The organism is Allobosea sp. OAE752 (assembly GCF_050433265.1).
GTDB lineage: Bacteria > Pseudomonadota > Alphaproteobacteria > Rhizobiales > Beijerinckiaceae > Allobosea > Allobosea spartocytisi.
Window position 1 is genome coordinate 402806 of the sequence record NZ_JBNPXO010000004.1, and the last position, 20732, is coordinate 423537.

The window sequence follows — 20732 nt, forward strand, 5'->3', positions numbered from 1 at the left end:
CCACGATGCGGCGGCTGCCGGAGGATTTCAGTGAACACGATCGGTCAGTTCAACGCCGCCCAGGGTGCCGAGGGCTTCGGCTTCCGCAAGCTCAAGGCCGTGTACTGGAACCTGGAGGCGCCACAGCTTTACGAGGAGTCGCTGCGCCGGGGCGAATCCCAGCTCGCGCGCGGCGGTGCGCTCTGCGCCGACACCGGCAGCCATACCGGCCGCTCGCCCAAGGACAAGTTCACAGTGCGCGACGCGCTGACCGAGAACACTGTCTGGTGGGACAACAACCAGGCGATGAGCCCTGAGCATTTCGAGACGCTGCTCGCCGATTTCCTGGCGCATGCCGAAGGCAAGGAGCTCTTCGCGCAGGATCTCTATGGCGGTGCCGACCCGGCCCATCGCGTCAAGGCCCGGGTCTATACCGAGATGGCCTGGCACTCGCTCTTCATCCGCAACCTGCTGATCCGCCCGGCGCGCGGGGAATTGGACGATTACGTCCCGCAGATGACGATCGTCGACCTGCCGAGCTTCAAGGCCGACCCCGCCCGGCACGGCTGCCGCAGCGAGACCGTCGTCGCGATCGATTTCACCCGCAAGATCGTGCTGATCGGCGGCTCGGCCTATGCCGGCGAGATGAAGAAATCGGTCTTCACCTATCTGAACTACGTGCTGCCGACCAAGGGTGTGGTGCCGATGCACTGCTCGGCCAATGTCGGCCCCAAGGACGACCCGGCGATCTTCTTCGGCCTGTCGGGCACCGGCAAGACCACGCTCTCGGCCGACCCCGCGCGCACGCTGATCGGCGACGACGAGCATGGCTGGTCGAAGGAGGGCATCTTCAACTTCGAGGGCGGCTGCTACGCCAAGACGATCCGTCTCTCGGCCGAGGCCGAGCCCGAGATCTTCGCCGCCTCGCTGCGCTTCGGCACGGTGCTCGAGAACACCGTGATGGACGAGCTGACCCGCGAGGTCGATTTCGACAATGAGAGCAAGACCGAGAACACCCGCTCGGCCTATCCGCTCGACTTCATCCCCAACGCCTCGCGCACCGGCCGCGCCGGCATCCCGAAGAACATCGTGATGCTGACCGCCGACGCCTTCGGCGTGATGCCGCCGATCGCCAAGCTCACCCCGGCCGAGGCGATGTATCACTTCCTCTCCGGCTACACCGCCAAGGTCGCCGGCACGGAGCGCGGGCTGACCGGCGTGCAGCCGGAGTTCTCGACCTGCTTCGGCTCGCCCTTCCTGCCGCGGCACCCGTCGGAATACGCCAATCTGCTGCGCGACTTCATCGCCAAGCACCATGTCGATTGCTGGCTGGTCAACACCGGCTGGACCGGCGGGCAGTACGGCACCGGCCGGCGCATGCCGATCCGCGTGACGCGCCGGCTGCTCTCGTCCGCGCTCGACGGCTCGCTCAACCGCGCCGATTTCCGCCGGGATCCCTATTTCGGTTTCGCCGTTCCCACGTCGGTGCCCGGCGTCGAGCCGCACATCCTCTATCCGGTGAAGACCTGGGCCGACAAAGCCGCCTTCGCCGAGACGGCGAAGAACCTCGTCGGCATGTTCGCCAAGAACTTCGCGAAGTTCGAGGCCCATGTCGACGACGCGGTGAAGGCGGCGGCGCCGAGCAATTCGCTCGCAGCCTGACGTCAAGCGGCTGCGGCTATGCTAGGAGAGGCGGCCATGCGCCGCCTCTTTCTCATTGTGCTGAAGCTCGTCCTGACCCTCGTGATCCTCGGTGCCGCGCTCTGGGGCGCGGGCTTCCTTTATTTTCGCCTGTCCGGTGTGACGGCCGGCATCGCGGCCATCGGCTTCGGCATCGCCGCGCTGGCCGGGCTCGTCGGCATCTGGACGAGCGAGGCGCGGCTCCCGCTGGGCTTCGCCGCCCTCTTCATCGGCCTTCTGTCCTGGTGGAGCAGCTTCCTGCCATCGCATCAGCGCGACTGGATTCCCGAGCTCGCCCGCCTGCCGAGCATCGCTCGCGAAGGCGAGGTGCTCACGGTCTCGAATGTCAGGAACTTTCGCTGGCGCAGCGAGCAGGATTACGACCAGCGCTGGGAGACGCGCCGCTACGACCTCGCCGCGATCAGCGGTGCCGACATCTTCCTGAGCTACTGGTCGGGCGAGGCGATCGCGCATCTGCTGGTCAGCTTCACCTTCTCCGACCAGCCGCCCCTGACCTTCTCGGTCGAGATCAGGCGCGAGAAGGGCGAGGAATATTCGGCCATCGCCGGCTTCTTCCGCAGCTACGAGATGGCCTATGTCGCCGCCGACGAGCGCGACATCGTCGGCCTGCGCACCAACGCCCGCAAGGAGGATGCGCGCCTCTTCCGGCTGAGCGCCTCGCCGGCCCAGGCGCGCGACCTGCTGCTGGCCTATGCCAAGGACGTCAACGACCTCGCCGCCAGGCCGCGCTGGTACAATACGCTGACCACGAACTGCACCACCGTGGTCTACCACCTCGTCGGCACGGTGGCGCCCGAATGGAAGTTCTCGCTGCCGCTCGATCCGCGCGTCCTGCTCTCGGGCTACCTGCCGGGCTATCTCCAGCGGATCGGCGCGATCCGGCAGGATGTGCCCCTCGACGAGTTGGTCCGCCTCGCGCGCATCGGCGACAAGGCGCGAACGCTCTCGCTCGACGATCCGGATTTCTCGGCGAAGATCAGGGAAGGCGTACCGACGGGGCGACCGTAGCAGCGCTCTCCCGTCATGGTCGGGCTTGACCCGACCATGACGGAAACCAGTGCCCTCTCGTCCAGCGCTTCTCGGGTCTGCGCCCGAGAATGACGATTGGATGTCCGGCGTTACCGGAAGAACAGGAAGGTCTGCAGGATGAACACCGGGATCAGGATCGCGCCGGACCAGAGCATGTAGCCGAAGAAGCTGGGCATCGCGACCTTACGGTCCTTGGCGATGGCGTAGACCATGAAGTTCGGCGCGTTGCCGATATAGGTGTTGGCGCCCATGAAGACCGCGCCGCCCGAGATCGCCGCCAGCGTCAGCGCACCTGTCGTCATCAGCTCCTTGGCATTGCCGCCCGCCAGCTCGAAGAAGACGAGATAGGTCGGAGCGTTGTCGAGGAAGGAGGAGAGCAGCCCGGTCAGCCAGAAATAGGCGACGGTGTTGTGGCTGCCATCGGGATGGTTGACCAGCGCGACCAGCGACGAGAAGGCGCCCTCGCGTCCGGCCTGCAGCATCGCCAGCACCGGGATGATGCAGATGAAGATGCCGGCGAAGAGCTTCGCGACCTCGAGGATCGGGCCCCAGGAGAACTCGTTGCCGGCGCGCACCTGCTTCGGGGTCAGCACCAGCGAGAGCCCGGCGAGCCCGAGCAGAATGACGTCGCGGACGAGGTTCTGCAGCTCGACATGCACGCCGTGGATATCGAAGACGACGCCCGGCTTCCAATTGGCGGAGAGCAGGATCGCGGCGATGACGCCGGCGAGCAGGGGGATGTTGACCTTGCCCCAGAGCTTCAGGTTGCGGTCCGGCGTCGGGTCCTTCAGCGACGGCAGGCTGTCGTCCTTGCGGTAGAGATAGCTGTCGAGCGCGTAGAACAGCGGCAGCAGGACCACTACGGCGAAGCCGGTCTCCGGCAGCAGGTGCCAGGTCGTCCAGAAGAAGTCGACGCCGCGCAGGAAGCCGAGGAAGAGCGGCGGGTCGCCGAGCGGCGTCAGCGAACCGCCGATATTCGAGACCAGGAAGATGAAGAAGACCACGACATGAACGTTGTGGCGCCGGTTGTCGTTCGCCCGCAGCAGGGGCCGGATCAGGATCATCGAGGCGCCGGTGGTGCCGACGATGCTGGCCATCACCGTGCCGATCGCGAGGATGACGGTGTTGGTCGCCGGCGAGCCATGCAGGTTGCCGGTGATCAGGATGCCGCCCGCGATGGTGAAGAGCGCGAAGAGCAGGATGATGAAGGGCAAATATTCGAGCAGGGCCGTATGGAGCACGGCGCCGAGCGAGGCGTCGAAGCCGCGCAGGGCGACCAGCGGCACCAGCAGCAGGAGCGCCCAGAAGGCCGCGAACTTGCCGTAGTGCAATTCCCAGAGATGGTGGAACAGGATCGGCCCGAGCGCGATCGAGAGCAGCATGCCGGCGAAGGGCAGCGCCCAGAGCGGCCCCATCGTCGCGCCGCCGATATCCCCGGCCGCGAGCGCGGCTCCTGGCAATAGGCTGATCACACCGGCGCCGGCCAGCGCCTTCCACCATTTCGCCATGCTGTCTCCTTGCTCAGGGCTTGGGTGGATCGATCGCCGGCGGCGCGGTGAAATCGAAGCCGCCCGGACCGCCGATGGTCGGAACCTGGATCGAGTCGAACTGCTTGTCGATCGCCTTCTGGTCGAGCTGCACGGCCGAGGCCTTGTAGTGCATCACCATCTGCGGGAAGAGCACGACGAGCGCGACCATGATGCACTGGATCACGACGAAGGGCACGGCGCCCCAGTAGATCTGCCCGGTGGTGACGGGCTGCATCATCCTGCCGGTGATCTTGTCCTTGTAGGGGTTCTTCGGCGCGACCGAGCGCAGGAAGAACAGCGCGAAGCCGAAGGGCGGGTGCATGAACGAGGTCTGCATGTTCACGCCCAGAATGACGCCGAACCAGATCAGGTCGATGCCGAGCTTGTCCGCCGCGGGGCCGAGCAGCGGCACGATGATGAAGGCCAGCTCGAAGAAGTCGAGGAAGAAGGCGAGCAGGAACACCATCACGTTGACGACGATCAGGAAGCCCGTCGCGCCGCCCGGCAGGCCGACCAGCAGGTGCTCGACCCAGACATGGCCGTTGACGCCGTAGAAGGTGAGCGAGAAGACGCGCGCGCCGACCAGGATGAAGAGCACGAAGGCCGAGAGCTTGGCGGTCGACTCCGTCGCCTGCCGGAGCAGCTCGAAATTCATGCGCTTCTTGCCCCAGGCGAGCAGGATCGCGCCGGCCGCGCCCATGGCACCGCCCTCCGTCGGCGTGGCGACGCCGATGAAGATCGTACCCAGCACCAGGAAGATCAGCGCCAGCGGCGGCACCATCACGAACACGACCTGCTCGGCCATGCGCGAGAGCAGGTTGAGGCCCAGCGCCTTGTTGATGAGCGCGATCACGAAGGACACGCCGACTGCGATCGACATCGTCAGCACGACGAAGTCCGACCCCGCCGTCACCTTGGTGAAGAGCTTCATATAGGCGTAGGCGAGGGCGAAGGAGATGACGGTGACGACGAGCAGCGAGAACCGCCGGGTCTTGCCGTCGGCGTCGCGCAGCGTCTGCGCTTCCGGCGGCAGGCCCGGGGCGCGCTTCGGATAGACGATGGTGACGAGGAAGACGTAGAGCGCGTAGAGGCCGGCCAGGACGAGGCCGGGAATGAAGGCGCCCTCATACATGTCGCCGACCGAACGGCCGAGCTGGTCGGCGAGCACGATCAGCACCAGCGAGGGCGGGATGATCTGGGCCAGTGTGCCCGAGGCCGCGATGACGCCCGAGGCGAGGCGCCGGTCATAGCCGTAGCGCAGCATGATCGGCAGCGAGATCAGGCCCATCGAGATCACCGAGGCCGCGACGACGCCGGTGGTGGCCGCAAGCAGCGCGCCGACGAAGATCACGGCATAGGCGAGGCCGCCACGGACCGGGCCGAAGAGCTGGCCGATCGTGTCGAGCAGGTCTTCGGCCATGCCGGAGCGCTCGAGGATGAGGCCCATGAAGGTGAAGAACGGGATCGCCAGCAGCACGTCGTTGTTCATCGTGCCGTAGATGCGCTCCGGCAGGGCCTGCAGGAAATTCTCCTGGAACAGGCCGAGATCGATGCCGATCAGCGCGAAGAGCAGGCCGTTGGCCGCGAGCGCGAAGGCGACGGGATAGCCCAGCAGCAGGAAGACGACGAGGGTGGCGAACATCACCGGCGCCATGTTGACGCGCAGGAAATCGCCGATGCCGCCGCCCGCCGCGAAGGCGTCGCCGGTGTGCAGGCTGAAGAAGGCGAGGACTGTGAGCGCGAGCAGCAGGCCGGCGGCGCGCGGAAGGCGAAATGCGTGCATGGCGAGTTTCCGGACTTCTTGCGGGCCGCTCACGAAGCGAGGCCCTGTTCCTTGGCTTGATCGAGCAGGCGCTGGGCTTCCGCCTCCGCCGCGGCGGCGTGACCGGCAGCCACCTCCTGATCCTCGAGATCGCCGCGCATGATCGCGATCTGCTTGATGATCTCGGAGACGCCCTGGATCGTCAGCATCAGGAAGCCGACGATGACGAGGCCCTTCGCCGGCCATTGCGGCAGGCCGCCGGCCGAGAGCGACTGCTCGTTGATCTCGTAGGAGCGCAGGAAGAACGGCCAGGAATGGTAGACGATCAGCAGGCAGAACGGCATCAGGAAGAAGAGATGGCCGAGCAGCTCGATCCATTGCCGTACGCGCTTCGGCAGCATGCTGTTCACGATGTCGATGCGGATGTGCTCCTTCACCTGCATCGTCCAGGAGGCGCACATCAGGAAGACCGCGCCGAACAGCATCCATTGCAGTTCGAGCCAGGCATTCGACGAGACGTTGAAGACCTTGCGGATGACGGCGTTGACGGTCGCGACGATCACCGCCGCAAGGATCAGCCACGCGATTTTCCGGCCGATGAAGCCGTTGACCGCGTCGATCACGCGGCTGACTGCAAGAAGGCCCTTCACGTCCCCGCTCCCATCGAGATGCGCGCAGGCCCGGTCATGCTTCGCCCGTCTGCCGGTTATGCGCCGTTTACGTGCTGGGTATAGGAGCACATGCAGCGGCGCAAGACGGGGGACGCCTTATCCATTAGACGAAAGAAGCACGTGTCCGGACGGGCTGCGAGAGGGTTCCGCAGGGCGCCCAGCTTCCGTCCTCACGGTCGCGGCGCCATGGCGGGGAACGATCATTATGTCGCCATTCATTTTTGAAGAATATTATTCTCGACCATCCGCCCCGGCCGATTCGAGCCCTTCATGTGCCGCTTCCTTGCCTATTCCGGCGTGCCCGTCTTTCTCGAGGACTTCATCGCCTCGCCCTGCCACTCGCTGATCCACCAGTCGCTCCATGCCGAGGAGGCCAAGACCGGCACGAATGGCGACGGCTTCGGCGTCGGCTGGTACGGGGAACGCTCCGAGCCCGGGCAGTATCGCGAGGTCAGGCCGGCCTGGTCGGACGAGAACCTGCTCTCGATCGCGCGGCAGGTGCGCTCGCATCTGTTCTTCGCTCATGTCAGGGCCGCGACCGGCACGGCGACGACGCGCGCCAACTGCCACCCCTTCGTCCATGGCCGCCATCTCTTCATGCATAACGGCCAGATCGGCGGTTATGGCGCCATCCGTCGCAAGCTCGAGAACCTGATTCCGGACGCGCTCTACGGCGTGCGCGCCGGCACCACCGATTCCGAAGCGATCTTCCTGCTGGCGATGGCGCAGATGGCGCGCGGGCTCGCCGCCGGCGAGGCGCTGGCTGCGGCGCTTTCGACGGCGCTGTCCCTGATGGAGGAGGCCGGCACGCGCGAGCCGCTGCGCTGCGCGGCGGCCCTCGCCGATGGCGAGACCATCCATGCCGTGCGCTGGTCCTCCGACGACCGGCCGCCGAGCCTCTATGTCTGCCAGAAAGCCGACAGCGTCGTCATCGCCTCCGAGCCGGTCGATGCAGCGCGCGAATGCTGGCAGGCGCTGCCCTGCAACACGCTGGCCACGGTGCGGGGTGGCACGGTCAGCCTCACTCCCTTCGAGATCGCGCTGCGCCAGGCGGCCTGATCGAGGGGTGTCCACGCGTCGCGGAAGCGAAAAAAGGGGCCGTGCGGGACGGCCCCTCTTCTGTTCTGCTCGACGAGCGCTCAGTTGTGGTGCGGCAACGTTCCGGCCGGAACGAAGGGCCGGGTCGGCTGCCCCTTGAAGTGCTCGTGATAGGCGAGATACTGGCTCTGTTCGGCCAGGGCGCGGTTATTTTGCGCCTGCTCATGCACGATGCTTTCCGCCCCGAGCTCGGCGGCATAGGCCGTGGAACCGGCCGCGGACAGCAGAAGCGCGGCGGCGACGGCAATAGTCTTGCGCGAAATCATGACAATCTCCTGTTCTTACGCCCACAAGCACCCAGCTAATTGTCGGAACCTGATTTCCAATGCCTCCGCGACTTCACTAGCATTCACGTCACCGTGAATGGCCGTCGTCGGCATGAATACAAGCGACGACTTGCCGCATTTACTTTCCTTCCTCTGTCAGGCGGCGCCCCGCGAACCGCGCGAGCGCCTGGCCGGGGCCACGGCGCCCAGGCGGAAGCCGCTATGCGCGAGGCGCGCTCGTAACTCCGTGGTTGCCTTCCTACGTCGGGAGCCTAGCGTTGCTGACCCGGCAGGGCAGCTCGACGGAAAGGCGACGACGATGAAGAAGGGTTCCGATCTTCTGGTTGCGGCTTTGGAGAATGAAGGCGTCGACCGCGTTTTCGGCGTTCCGGGCGAGGAGAATCTCGATGTCGTCGAGTCCCTGCGCAAATCCAAGATCGAGCTGGTTCTGACGCGGCACGAACAGGCGGCCGCCTTCATGGCCGCGACCCATGGCAGGCTCACCGGCAAGCCCGGTGTCTGCATCGCGACGCTCGGTCCTGGTGCGCTCAATTTCTCCACCGGCGCGGCCTATGCCCATCTCGGCGCCATGCCGATGATCCTGATCACCGGGCAGAAGGCGATCATGACCGCCAAGCAGGCGCGCTTCCAGATCGTCGATGTCGTCGCCTCGATGCGCCCGCTGACCAAGATGACGCGCCAGATCGTCAGCCCGGCCAGCATCCCCTCCGTGGTGCGCGATGCCTTCCGCGTCGCGATGGAGGAACGGCCGGGGCCGGTCCATCTCGAACTGCCGGAGGATGTGGCCGCCGAGGAGATCGACGACATCCCGCTCATCCCCGTCCATCCGCTCGACCAGCCTGTCGCCCCGGCCGTCGCGCTCGACCGCGCGGCGCAGATGATCCTCGCGGCCAAGCGCCCGCTGGTGATGATCGGCGCCGCCGGCAACCGGCCGCGCCTGGTCGAGCCGCTCTCGGCCTTCGTGCGCAAGATCGGCGTGCCGTTCTTCAACACGCAGATGGGCAAGGGCGCCGTCACCGGCGGCTCCAACCTCTATCTGGGCACCGCTGCCCTGTCCGAGGGCGATTATGTCCACGAGGCCGTCGCGGCGGCGGACCTCATCATCGCGGTCGGCCACGACACGGTCGAGAAGCCGCCCTTCCTGATGCGCAGCGCCGGCGGGCCGAAGGTCATCCATGTCGGCTACCAATCGGCCAATGTCGAGCAGGTCTACCATCCCGATGCGGAGGTGATCGGCGATATCGGCGCGAGCGTCACGGCGCTCGGCGACAGGCTCGGCGGCAAGCTTCCGGAGCAGGCCAAAATGCTCGAGCTGCGCCAGCGCATCCTGACGAAGATCAACGATCGGGCCGAGGAGGACCGCTTCCCGGTCACGCCGCAGCGGCTCGTCCATGACGTGCGCGCGGTGATGCCGGAGGACGGCATCGTCTGCCTCGACAACGGCATGTACAAGATCTGGTTCGCGCGGAACTACCGCACCCACGTCGCCAACACGCTGCTGCTCGACAATGCGCTGGCGACGATGGGCGCCGGCCTGCCCTCGGCGATGATGGCGGCGATGCTGCATCCGCGCCGGCGCGTCATGGCAGTCTGCGGCGATGGCGGCTTCATGATGAACTCGCAGGAGATGGAGACGGCGGTCCGCCTCGGCCTCAACCTCGTCGTGCTCGTGCTCAATGACGGCGCCTATGGCATGATCCGCTGGAAGCAGGCCGTCGACAAATTCCCCGATTACGGCATGACCTTCGGCAATCCTGATTTCGTGCGCTATGCCGAGGCCTATGGCGCCAAGGGCTCGCGCGTGACCTCGGCGGAAGCGCTGGTGCCGGTGCTCGAAGCCGCGTTCAAGGGCGGCGGTGTCCATCTCGTCGATTGCCCGATCGACTATTCCGAAAACACCCGCGTTCTCGTCGAGGAACTGCGCAACCGCGTGCCCGACGTCGATCTGGCCTGAGCTTTCACATTCATCGCGTTTTTAAAGGAGACGACCATGCTTCAGGTTGTTCAGGCTTATGACCGCGCGCCGATCACCGAGATCGAGACCGACGACGCAGCCGCTCTGGAACGCAAGCTCCAGGCCGCGCAGGCCGTCTTCAAGGACCGCGACAACTGGCTGAAGCCGCATCAGCGCATGGCGATCCTGCGCAAGCTCGCCGGACTGCTCGAGGCGAAGCGCGACCATTTCGCCATGCAGATCGCCCGCGAGGGCGGCAAGCCGCTGCCGGACGCCATCGTCGAGGCCAATCGCGCCGTCGACGGCGTGAACAATGCCGCCGACGAATTGCGCAATTTCGCCGGCCGCGAGATCCCGATGGGGCTGTCCGCCGCGGCCGACGGCCGCTGGGCCTTCACCACCAAGGAGCCGATCGGCATCGTCGCGGCGATCTCGGCCTTCAACCATCCGCTCAACCTGATCGTCCATCAGGTCGCGCCGGCGATCGCGACCGGCTGCCCGGTCATCGTCAAGCCGGCCGGCACGACGCCGCTTTCCTGCATCGACTTCGTCAGGCTGGTGCATGAGGCCGGGCTGCCCGAAGCCTGGTGCCAGACCTTCGTGCCGGCCGAGACCGCGCTGGCGGAAAAGCTCGCGACCGACCCGCGCATCGCCTTCCTCAGCTTCATCGGCTCGGCCAAGGTCGGCTGGTACCTGCATTCGAAGCTTGCTCCCGGCGCGCGCTCGGCGCTGGAACATGGCGGCGTCGCGCCGGCGATCGTCGACAGGAGCGCCAATCTCGAGGCGATCATCGAGCCGATCGTGAAGGGCGGCTACTACCATGCCGGCCAGGTCTGCGTGTCGACGCAGCGCATCTATGTCCATGATTCCATCGTCAACGACTTCACCGAGCGCCTCGTCGCGCGGGTGAAGAAGCTGCGCACCGGAGACCCCACGCTGAAGGACACCGAGGTCGGCCCGCTGATCACCCCGAAGGAAGCCGACCGCGTCGCCTCCTGGATCGACGAGGCCGTGAAGGGCGGCGCCAAGCTGCTGGCGGGCGGCAAGCGGCTCTCCGAGACGACGCTGGAACCGACCGTGCTGGTCGATCCGGCGCCGGAAGCGCGCATCTCACAGGAGGAGATCTTCGGGCCGGCGGTCGCGATCTATCGTTTCCGCGATCTCGACGACGCCATCGCCCGGGCCAATTCCCTGCCGGTCTCGTTCCAGTCCAGCATCTTCGCGCAGGATATCGATGTCGCGCTCCGGGCCGCCAACCGGCTCGACGCCTCGGCGGTGATGATCAACGACCCCACCACCTTCCGCACCGACTGGATGCCTTTCGCCGGCCGGCGCGTCTCGGGCTACGGCACGGGCGGCATCCCCTTCACCATGCACGACATGACGCAGGAGAAGATGATCCTGATGAAGCGGCGCTGAGGGGTCCGGGGCCCGGCCGCCGCGGCTCCGCGGCGTCGCGACCACGCGGCGGGCATGCCTGCCGGGGAGGCCGCCACGGCTGCGACGCCAAGCTGCCGATTGTGGCAATAATGCAGTGATATCAGTAGTTTATTATGCTTCTAAACTGAACGGTTTTGGTTGACCGGCCGGCGCGAGATGCCTAGGCAACAGGGCATCTGCGCCGCGAACGGCATCGGCCGCGACGCGCAACCGGACCTGGTTCGCCGTGATCGTACCGTTTCTCATCATGCTTCGCGAAGGCATCGAGGCCGCGCTGATCGTCGGCATCGTCGCGAGCTATCTGGTCAGGACCGGGCGGCGCGAATGGCTGCCGGCGCTGTGGGTCGGCGTCGGCCTCGCCTGCGCCGCGAGCCTGGTGGCCGGCGCGGCGCTCGACATCGTCGCGGGGGAATTGCCGCAGCGCGGGCAGGAGCTGTTCGAGGCCGTCATCGGCCTGATCGCCGCCGCCATGCTCGTTTCGATGGTGTTCTGGATGCGCAAGGCGGCGCGTTCGATCAAGGGCGAATTGCAGGCCGGCGTCGATGCGGCGCTTTCCGGCGAGCATCAGGGCTTCGCGCTGGTCGGCCTCGCCTTCCTCGCCGTGGTGCGCGAGGGGCTGGAATCGGTCTTCTTCCTGCTCGCCATCTTCCAGCAGAACGGAGGCTGGGGACCTGCGCTCGGCGCCGGGCTCGGCATCCTGCTCGCTGTCGCGGCCGGCTACGCCATCTATGCGCTCGGCGTGAAGCTCAATCTGCGCGTCTTCTTCCGCTGGACCGGCATCCTGATCCTGTTCGTCGCGGCCGGGCTGGTCGCGAATGCCGTGCGCTCGCTGCACGAGGCCGGTCTCTGGAACCATCTCCAGCAGAACGTCTACGATCTCGGCACGACCTTGCCGGCCGATGGTCCGCTGGGCGCAATCCTCTCCGGCTTCTTCGGCTATCAGGAGCGGGCCGCGCTCGGCGAGGTCATCGCCTATCTCGCCTTCCTGGTGCCGGCGCTCGTGCTTTTCCTCAGGGCGGGCGGCCAGGACCAGGCCACCACGGTGGCGCGCGCCGGAACCCGCCATTCGCCGCGCCTGAAGCTTGCCGGCGTCGCCACGCTGCTGCTGATCTGCGGCGGCATCAGTGCCTTCGTCTATGCCGCCGGCAACCGGCGCGCCGCCACGCCGGACCGGAACGAGATCGCCGTCGCCATCACCGACAAAAGCTGCGAGCCGGCAACGCTCACGGTCCCCGCCGGCAGGCTGAGCTTCGTCGTGACCAATCGCGGCGCACGCGTGCTGGAATGGGAAATCCTCGACGGCGTCATGGTGCTGGAGGAGCGCGAGAATATCGCGCCCGGCCAGTCGCGGCGTCTGACCACGCAGCTCCATTCCGGCGAGTACAGCATCACCTGCGGCCTGCTCAGCGCCCCGCGCGGCCGCCTGATCGTCCAGGCTTCGACGGTGCAGCCGCGGCCGGCGCTCACGCTGATGGACATGGTCGGCCCGGCCGCCGAATACCGCGCCGTCCTGAGCGAGCGCTCGGCCGCGTTCGGCAGCGCGCTCGATGCCTTCGAACAGGCGCAGGCGGCGGGAGACGCGCAGGCCGCGAGCAAGGCCCACCATGACGCCATTGCGCTCCTCCCGGTGCTGCGTCCCGCGACGGCGGGCGATAGCGAGCTCGAAACGCTCTTCGCCAAGGTGCAAACCGCCCTTGCCGGCGATATAGCGGCCGTCCCCGCCGAGATCCGGCAGGCAGGTGAGGCCTTCCGCATAGCGCTCAGCCAGCGCACCGTGCTGCCCGATACCATGCTGGCCGGGGCGATCACGCTGTTGTCGCCGCAGGATGGCGAGACGGGCGCGCCCGAGGATGTCGCCGCCGCGAGTGCCATCGCGCGGCTGCTGCTGCCGCTGACGGCGCGCATCGATCCCGATCTGGCGGCGCGGACCGGGGCCGATCTTGCCGGCCTGCCGCGGGACGCCAAGCCGGGCGGCGCGACGCGGGCGCTGGCCGAGGATCTCGCGGCCATGCGCAAGGCGCTCGCCCTGCCCGAGACGGAGCGCAGATCGTGACGAAACCGGGCAAAGGCTTCGCCCCCTCGCGGCGTTCGCTGCTGACCGGCGGCGCGGCAACCATCGGCGGCGCCACGCTGGCGCAGGCGGCGCCTCAACCGGCCCAAAACCCGGCCGCAGCGCCCGAGAGCGACGCGACCGCCCAGCGCCAGCCCTTCCACGGCCTGCACCAATCCGGCATCGTGACGCCGCGTCCCGCGACCGGTCTCGTCGCCGCCTTCGATGTCGCGGCCACCTCGCTCGACGAGCTCGACCGGCTCCTGCGCATCCTGACCGAGCGCATCGCCTTCCTGATGCAGGGCGGTCCGGCGCCTACCGCCGATCCCGGCTTCCCGCCGCCGGACAGCGGCATCCTCGGCCCGGTGATCGCGCCCGACAATCTCACCGTCACCATCGCGCTCGGCGCCTCGCTCTTCGACGAACGCTTCGGCTTGAGCCCGCTGAAGCCGAAGCGCCTGCAGCGGATGAAGCGCTTTCCGAACGACGCGCTCGACGGCGCGCTCTGCCATGGTGATCTCCTGCTGCAGATCTGCTCGAACACCGCCGACACCAATATCCACGCGCTGCGCGACATCCTGAAGAACACGCCCGATCTGTTGCTGCTGCGCTGGAAGCAGGAAGGTAGCGTGCCGGTGCGCCAGGCCAGATCGACCGATGCCAGGCCGGGCGAACCGCCCGAAAGCGCGCGCAACCTGCTCGGCTTCCGCGACGGCACGGCCAATCCCGACACCACCGACAAGGCGCTGATGGACCATCTCGTCTGGGTGCAGGAAGGCTCCGACGAGCCGGGCTGGGCAGCGCATGGCAGCTATCAGGTCGTGCGTATCATCCGCAATTTCGTCGAGCGCTGGGACCGCACCGCGCTCAGCGAGCAGCAGGACATCATGGGCCGCATGAAGGCGTCGGGCGCGCCGATGGGCGGCAGCCGCGAATATGACGAGCCCGCCTATGCCGACGATCCCGAAGGCAAGCGCACCAGGCTCGACGCCCATATTCGCCTCTCCAATCCGCGCCGGCCGGAGACGGAAGCGAGCCGCATGCTGCGCCGGCCGTTCAACTATTCCAACGGCGTCACCCGCGCCGGTCAGCTCGACATGGGGCTGCTCTTCATCTCGTTCCAGCAGGACCTGGAGCGCAGTTTCATCACCGTGCAGAAGCGCCTCGATGGCGAGCCGCTCGAGGAATACATCAAGCCCGTCGGCGGCGGCTACTTCTTCGCGCTGCCTGGCGTGCCCGACGCAGGCAGCTATCTCGGCGCAGGCCTGATCCGGGCCGCGCGCGGCATCGTTCCCGCCGCGGCTTCGACTTCCCCCCGCAAGACAGGAGATTGATATGAGCTTGCGCTTCGCATGGCTGGCCGGCGCCAGCCTGATCGCCGCTGTGACCGCCGGATCGGCGCAGGCTGCCTCGCCGCTCGATCTCGTCGCACCCGTCGCCGCGTACAAGCTCTATGTCTCGCAAGGCGTCGACAAGCTGGTGAAGGACACCAAAGCCTTCACCGACGCGGTCAAGGCCGGCGACCTCGCCAAGGCCAAGGCCCTCTATGCGCCCACCCGCGTCTCCTACGAGATGATCGAGCCGGTCGCGGAATTGTTCAGCGATCTCGATGGCAAGATCGACTCGCGCGCCGACGATCACGAGAAGAAGGAGGAGGACCCGGAGTTCACCGGCTTCCACCGCATCGAATACGGGCTCTTCGCCAAGAACAGCACCGAGGGGCTTGGCCCCTTCGCCGACACGCTCATGGCCGACGTCACCGAGTTGCAGGGCCGCATCAAGGGGCTGACCGTTCCGCCGGACAAGATGGTCGGGGGCGCGGCGGCACTGATCGAGGAGGTTGCCGCGACCAAGGTCTCCGGCGAGGAGGATCGCTACAGCCACACCGATCTCTGGGACTTCCAGGCCAATGTCGACGGCGCCAAGACGATCGTCGACCTGCTGCGCCCGCTCGTCGTCAAGGACGACAAGGCGCTGTCCGAGAAGATCGACGCCAATTTCGCCACGGTCGACAGGACGCTGGCCAAATACAAGCTCCAGGACGGCGGCTTCGAGACCTATGACAAGCTGAGCGAGGCCGACCGCAAGGCGCTCGCCGCGACGATCACCACGCTCGCGGAAGACCTCGCCAAGCTCAAGGGCGTGCTCGGCCTCGGCTGAGAGCCCCCGACACAGAGCGGTCACGCTGGCGCGGCACTCGACAGGTGGAAGCCGATGCGCCAATGACGGCACATCGGCGTCATCGCCTTTCAAGCCACCATCAACGGACCGCCAGCATGACCGCCTCTTCCGCGAACGCACCCGCCTCCCAGGGCCGCATCGCCCTGCTCGGCGCGCCGATCGAGGTCGGCGCCTCCCGTCGCGGCGCGCTGATGGGCCCCGCCGGACTGCGCACCGCCGGGCTCACGCGCGTGCTGGAAGAGCTCGGCTACACCGTCGAGGACCATGGCGACATCCTGCCGCGCGACCTGACGCCCGTCGACGGTCCGGCGCCCGAGAACGCCCGCTTCTACCCTGAGATCGCCGCCTGGATGCGCGCGCTCAGCGCCCGCGCCTATGAGCTGGCGCGGACCGGCGCCACGCCGATCTTCCTCGGCGGCGACCACAGCCTGTCGATGGGCTCGGTCAACGGCGTCGCGCGCCACTGGCAGGAGCAGGGCCGCAAGCTCTTCGTGCTCTGGCTCGACGCCCATGCCGATTTCAACATGCCGGCCATCTCGCCCTCCGGGAACATGCATGGCATGTCCTCGGCCTTTCTCTGCGGCGAGGCGGGCCTCGACGATCTGCTCGGCACGGAACCCCGCGCCTCGATCACCCCGGCCCAGCTCAGCCTGTTCGGCATCCGCTCGGTCGATCCGCTCGAGAAGGCGGCCGTGAAGGCACGCGGCGTCGATGTCGCCGACATGCGCGCCATCGACGAGCACGGCGTCGGCGTGCTGATCCGCCAGGTCATCGAGAAGGTGCGCGCGGCGAACGGCGTGCTGCACGTCTCCTTCGACGTCGACTTCATCGACCCGCCGCTGGCGCCGGGCGTCGGCACCACCGTTCCGGGCGGTGCGACCTATCGCGAGGCGCATCTGGTGATGGAGCTGCTGCACGATTCCGGGCTGGTGCGCTCGATGGATATCGTCGAGCTCAACCCTTTCCTCGACGATCGCGGCCAGACGGCGCGTCTCGCCGTCGAGCTGGCGGGCAGCCTGTTCGGCCAGCAGATCACCGACCGCCAGACGCCGTCCAACGCGATCGGCGCGGCCTGAAGTCGCGCTTTCGCGAAAGCCGATCTTCATTCTTGGATGGCATAGCCTGTTTCGCCGGCTGCAAGGCTGGCGGAACGGAACCGCATCATGAAGATCGCGCTCGTCGGCACGGGCTTCGTCGCCGACTATTACATGACGACGCTCGCGAACCACCCGGCACTGTCGCTCGCCGGCGTCTGGGATCGCGACGGCGCGCGTCTCGAAGCCTTCCGCAGCTTCCACAATGTCCCGGCCTATCCCGATCTCGGCACCCTGCTGGCCGATCCGGCCGTGCAGATCGTCGTCAACCTGACGACGCCCGAAAGCCATTACGAGATCACCCATCGCGCGCTGGCTGCCGGCAAGCATGTCTATTGCGAGAAGCCGCTCGCCATGGAGCTGGCGCAAGCCGAGGCGCTGATCTCGCAGGCGCAAGGCTCCGGGCTGACGCTCGCGACAGCCCCCGCCAACGGCCTCAGCGACGCGCATCGCCTTGTCGATGAGACGCTGCGCGCGGGCCGTATCGGCGCGCCCCGGCTGGTCTATGCCGCCATGGAGGACGGGCCGGTCTTCCGCGACAATTGGGCTCGCTGGCGCTCGCGCTCGGGTGCGCCCTGGCCGGGGCTGCACGAATTCGAGATCGGCTGCACGCTGGAGCATGCCGGCTACGCGCTCTCCTGGCTGGTCACGTTGTTCGGCCCGGTCGAGAGCCTGACCGCCTTCTCCGCCGTGACATTTCCGGACAAGGGGCCGGGCACCGGGCATATCGCGATGGCGCCGGATTTCTCGGTCGGCTGCCTGAGCTTCCGCTCCGGCGTCGTGGCGAGGCTGACGAATGGGCTGGCAGCACCGCGCGACCGGTCATTGCAGATCTTCGCGGAAAAGGGCTCGCTCACGGTGCGCGACCTCTGGGACAACCGCTCCACCGTCCATGTCGAGGAAACCGACGCGCCGCGCCCGCTGCTCGGCCGGCTCCTGACCCGCGCCGAGGCGAAGCTTGGGCGCGCCTTGCGCTGGAAGCCGACGCCCGGCCGGCGCCTGCCCTATCCGGCGCAGGCAGCGAGCAAGGCCCTGCCGAACTTCCCCTCGCAGATCGATTTCATGCGCGGCATCGCCGACCAGGCCGAGGCGATCGCTCGCGGAGAGGCGCCACGCTTCTCCGGCGCTCTGGCGCTGCACATCACGGAACTCGCGTTGGCCCTGAACAATGCGCGCGACCTGCCGCAGCCTTATCGGGTGAGGTCGCGTTTCTGATCAGCCGCGCCCTGCCGGCGGCTGGGCCAGCACGGTTTCGATGATGCGCAGCACGGCCGCGCTTTCCGAGAGCGGCATCGTCGCGCAACGCGTCTCTCCGGCCCGAATCGCAGCCATTACCGCCTCCGCCTGAAATTGCAGGCCGTGACCGGGAAAGGCGAAAACCTCGCTGCGGCGTCCGACCTTCGGAATGCGGTCGAGAAAGCGCGTGGCGAGACCCTGTCCGCGCTCATAGACCGCTGAAGCCCGAACGGGATCGCTGACGAAGCTCAGGCGCTGCGCCTTCAAAAACGGCGTTTCGATCAGCAGCGCCCCTCGCGTGCCTTCGATCAGGAAACGATTGGCGCTGTTGCGGTCGAAGCCGCAGGAGAGTTCGGCCACGGCCTCAGAATAATCGAGCCTGAATTCGCTGCGCAGATCGACGCCGCTCGCTGCCGCAAGCCAGCGCCCGCTGACGGCCTGCGGCTCGCCGAGCAGATGCAGCACCAGCGACAGCGGATAGACGCCGAGATCGAAGGCCGCGCCGCCGCCCAGCGCCGGATCGAAGAAGCGGCTGCCCGGCTCCTGCGGGTGGGCATAGGAGAGATCCGCGCGAATGCGCCTGATGTCTCCGATCCGCCCTGCCGCGAGCTGTTCGCGGACCGCGCGGACCGCTGGCAGGAAGCGGCTCCACAGCGCCTCCATGGCGAAGACGCCGCGCTCGCGTGAAGCCTGCGCGATCGCCTCGACATCGCCGCTCTTCAGCGCGATCGGCTTCTCGATCAGCACCGGCTTGCCGGCGGCGATGACCTTCAGCGCCTGCGCGGCATGGAGATGGTTCGGCGTCGCGATATAGACCGCTGCGACGGCCGGATTGGCGAGAAACGCCGCTTCGTCGTCATAGGCCGTCGCACTGAGGCGGCCGGCGAAGGCTTGCGCCTTGTCCTGCGAGCGTGAATGGACGGCCGCGATGCGTGCCTGCGGCAGCAGGCCGAGATCGGCGGCGAAGAGCCCGGCGATGGCGCCGGTGCCCATGATCCCCCAGCCGAATGACCGTTCCTGCGCCACGCGCCCCTCCGTCGCTGTCGCCAGCGATAGCGGGCGCGCGGTTAAGGGTGCGTTCCTCAGACCGCCAGCGCCATGCCGTCCTTGCGGTGGTCCGAGGCGCCGAACATCACGCCGCGGGCGTGATCGACCCAGATCGCCTGGCAGCCGCCGAGCGGCTCCTCGGCCCAGACCACGTCATGGCCGCGTGCCTTGAGATCGGCCGCGACGCTTTCGGGGATCGTCGGCTCCAGCGAGAGCTTGCCGTCATAGGCGAAGCTGCGGGCCGCATCGGATGCCTGCTGCGGATCGAGGCCGCGATCGAGGATGCCGGAGATGAAATGGGCGTGGCCGGTCGACTGGTACTGACCGCCCATCACGCCGAACGGCATCACCGCACGACCACCCTTGGCGAGCATGCCGGGGATGATGGTGTGGAAGGGGCGCTTGCGCGGCGCGATGGCGTTGGGATGGCCCTCGATCAGGCGGAAGCCCGAGCCGCGGTTCTGCAGCATGACCCCGGATTTCTCCGCATAGATGCCGCTGCCGAAGGCCGAGAAGATCGAGTTGATGAAGGAGATCATGTTGCCGTCGCTGTCGACGACGCAGAGATAGATCGTGTCCTTGTGCAAGGGCATGTCGAAGGCTTCAGGCTTCGCCGCCTTCTCCAGGCTGATCTGCGCCCGCAGCCGGTCGACGAATGCGTCGGACAGGAACGCTTCGGTGTCGAAGGGGCTCGCAGCCGGATCGGCGACCAGCGCGTCGCGCTGGCGATAGGCCGCCTTGCTGGCCTCCGCAAGGAGATGGATGCGATCGGCCTCGCTGAGCTTGCCGTCCTTGAGGTCGAAGCCGTCGAGGATGCGCGCGATCAGCAGCGCCGCGATGCCCTGGCCGTTCGGCGGGCACTCCCAGAGATGGTGGTCGCGATAAGCGGCGCCGATCGGATCGACATAGTCCGGCTTCGCGGTGGCGAAATCCTCGACCGCCATCAGGCTGCCGGCCTTGTTCAGGACGGCGACCATCTCCTCGGCGGCCTCGCCCTCATAGAAGGCGGCACGGCCTTCGCGGGCGATGCGGCGCAGCATCCTGCCGAGAGCGGGGTGGACCATCTTGTCGCCCGTCACCGGCGCCTTGCCGCCGGGCAGGTAGACGGCATTGCCGAGGCCGTGCTTCTCGATGCGGCCGCGATAGCGGTTCCAGTCGAGCGAGACGCGCGGCGTCACCACGAAGCCCTCCTCGGCGGCGCGGATCGCCGCAGCGAAGATCTCGTCGAGGCTCTTGCTGCCGTGATCGGCGTTGAGGCGGCACCAGGCGTCGATCGCGCCCGGCACGGTGACGGCATGAGGCGAATCCGGCGCGATCGCGGTCAGGCCCTGGCCGAGGAACCAGCCGAGCTCGGCCTTGGCGGGCGCGCGGCCCGAGCCGTTGATGGCGACCATCTTGCCGCCGGCCGGGGCATAGATCGCGAAGCAGTCGCCGCCGATGCCGGTCATATGCGGATCGACCACCGCCTGCACCGCGACCGCCGCGATGGCCGCGTCGACGGCGTTGCCGCCGGCGCGCAGGATGTCGACGGCCGCCAGCGTCGCCGCCGGATGCGAGGTCGCCGCCATGCCGCGCTCGCCGACCGCCACCGAACGGCCTGGCACCATGAAATCGCGATTGCCCCAGCTCATATCCCGCTCCATCCGTTCCCGGTGCCGATTCCGGCATCCTCGT

At 67.4% G+C, this 20732-nt stretch carries 16 protein-coding genes and 1 pseudogene; 11 read left to right on the forward strand and 6 right to left on the reverse strand.

Going from position 1 to position 20732, the window contains the following annotated elements; all coding sequences use genetic code 11:
- Positions 1 to 30: 30 nt before the first annotated feature.
- A complete protein-coding gene (locus tag GGC47_RS13600) occupies positions 31 to 1641 on the forward strand; it encodes a phosphoenolpyruvate carboxykinase (protein ID WP_038366744.1) in 1611 nt (536 codons plus the stop codon).
- Positions 1642 to 1677: 36 nt separating this feature from the next.
- A complete protein-coding gene (locus tag GGC47_RS13605) occupies positions 1678 to 2688 on the forward strand; it encodes an Lnb N-terminal periplasmic domain-containing protein (protein ID WP_370954875.1) in 1011 nt (336 codons plus the stop codon).
- Positions 2689 to 2798: 110 nt separating this feature from the next.
- Here the strand turns inward: GGC47_RS13605 and GGC47_RS13610 are convergent, their stop codons facing one another.
- From GGC47_RS13610 to GGC47_RS13620, 3 genes are all read right to left on the reverse strand, one after another.
- The gene (locus tag GGC47_RS13610) at positions 2799 to 4217 is read right to left on the reverse strand and encodes a sodium:proton antiporter (protein WP_142022247.1); all 1419 of its coding nucleotides are present in this window, start codon (positions 4215 to 4217) and stop codon (positions 2799 to 2801) included.
- Between the two features lie 13 nt (positions 4218 to 4230).
- Positions 4231 to 5892 (reverse strand): TRAP transporter large permease, encoded by a 1662-nt coding sequence (locus GGC47_RS13615; RefSeq protein ID WP_370955006.1) that lies wholly within the window; start codon positions 5890 to 5892, stop codon positions 4231 to 4233.
- 158 nt (positions 5893 to 6050) lie between these two features.
- Positions 6051 to 6650 (reverse strand): TRAP transporter small permease subunit, encoded by a 600-nt coding sequence (locus GGC47_RS13620; protein WP_038366753.1) that lies wholly within the window; start codon positions 6648 to 6650, stop codon positions 6051 to 6053.
- A gap of 291 nt (positions 6651 to 6941) precedes the next feature.
- On the opposite strand from GGC47_RS13620, the gene GGC47_RS13625 reads away from it, so the two are divergent.
- Entirely contained in the window at positions 6942 to 7730 is a 789-nt protein-coding gene (locus tag GGC47_RS13625; protein WP_038366756.1) for a class II glutamine amidotransferase, read from the forward strand.
- A gap of 80 nt (positions 7731 to 7810) precedes the next feature.
- On the opposite strand, the gene GGC47_RS13630 is transcribed toward GGC47_RS13625, so the two are convergent.
- A complete protein-coding gene (locus GGC47_RS13630; protein ID WP_038366758.1) occupies positions 7811 to 8035 on the reverse strand; it encodes a hypothetical protein in 225 nt (74 codons plus the stop codon).
- A gap of 319 nt (positions 8036 to 8354) precedes the next feature.
- Here GGC47_RS13630 and GGC47_RS13635 point away from each other — a divergent pair, with 319 nt between their 5' ends.
- From GGC47_RS13635 to GGC47_RS13670, 8 genes and pseudogenes are all read left to right on the forward strand, one after another.
- Positions 8355 to 10010: an acetolactate synthase large subunit gene (locus tag GGC47_RS13635; protein ID WP_142022246.1), complete on the forward strand. Its 1656-nt coding sequence runs from the start codon at positions 8355 to 8357 to the stop codon at positions 10008 to 10010.
- 36 nt (positions 10011 to 10046) lie between these two features.
- The gene (locus GGC47_RS13640; protein WP_142022245.1) at positions 10047 to 11429 is read left to right on the forward strand and encodes an aldehyde dehydrogenase family protein; all 1383 of its coding nucleotides are present in this window, start codon (positions 10047 to 10049) and stop codon (positions 11427 to 11429) included.
- Between the two features lie 247 nt (positions 11430 to 11676).
- Positions 11677 to 12465, forward strand: a pseudogene (gene efeU, locus GGC47_RS13645) (iron uptake transporter permease EfeU); the annotation flags it as partial.
- Positions 12466 to 12492: 27 nt separating this feature from the next.
- Entirely contained in the window at positions 12493 to 13503 is a 1011-nt protein-coding gene (locus tag GGC47_RS13650; RefSeq protein WP_429068427.1) for a cupredoxin domain-containing protein, read from the forward strand.
- On the forward strand, positions 13500 to 14834 hold the full coding sequence (efeB, locus tag GGC47_RS13655) for an iron uptake transporter deferrochelatase/peroxidase subunit (protein ID WP_429068395.1): 1335 nt from the start codon (positions 13500 to 13502) through the stop codon (positions 14832 to 14834). The genes GGC47_RS13650 and efeB overlap by 4 nt, the downstream gene beginning before the upstream one ends.
- 1 nt (position 14835) lies before the next feature.
- Positions 14836 to 15660, forward strand: coding sequence for an iron uptake system protein EfeO (efeO, locus tag GGC47_RS13660; protein WP_133565959.1), 825 nt, complete (start codon positions 14836 to 14838; stop codon positions 15658 to 15660).
- A 116-nt stretch (positions 15661 to 15776) separates the two neighbouring features.
- Complete coding sequence (gene rocF, locus GGC47_RS13665; RefSeq protein WP_038366767.1) at positions 15777 to 16757, forward strand: arginase; 981 nt, start codon at positions 15777 to 15779, stop codon at positions 16755 to 16757.
- A gap of 87 nt (positions 16758 to 16844) precedes the next feature.
- Positions 16845 to 17990: a Gfo/Idh/MocA family protein gene (locus GGC47_RS13670; protein WP_429068398.1), complete on the forward strand. Its 1146-nt coding sequence runs from the start codon at positions 16845 to 16847 to the stop codon at positions 17988 to 17990.
- Here GGC47_RS13670 and GGC47_RS13675 read toward each other — a convergent pair whose 3' ends face one another.
- Both GGC47_RS13675 and ggt read right to left on the reverse strand, forming a co-directional pair.
- Complete coding sequence (locus GGC47_RS13675; protein ID WP_429068428.1) at positions 17991 to 19004, reverse strand: Gfo/Idh/MocA family protein; 1014 nt, start codon at positions 19002 to 19004, stop codon at positions 17991 to 17993.
- Positions 19005 to 19093: 89 nt separating this feature from the next.
- Positions 19094 to 20689, reverse strand: a complete 1596-nt coding sequence (gene ggt / locus GGC47_RS13680; RefSeq protein ID WP_429068400.1) for a gamma-glutamyltransferase — start codon at positions 20687 to 20689, stop codon at positions 19094 to 19096.
- Between the last annotated feature and the right edge of the window lie 43 nt (positions 20690 to 20732).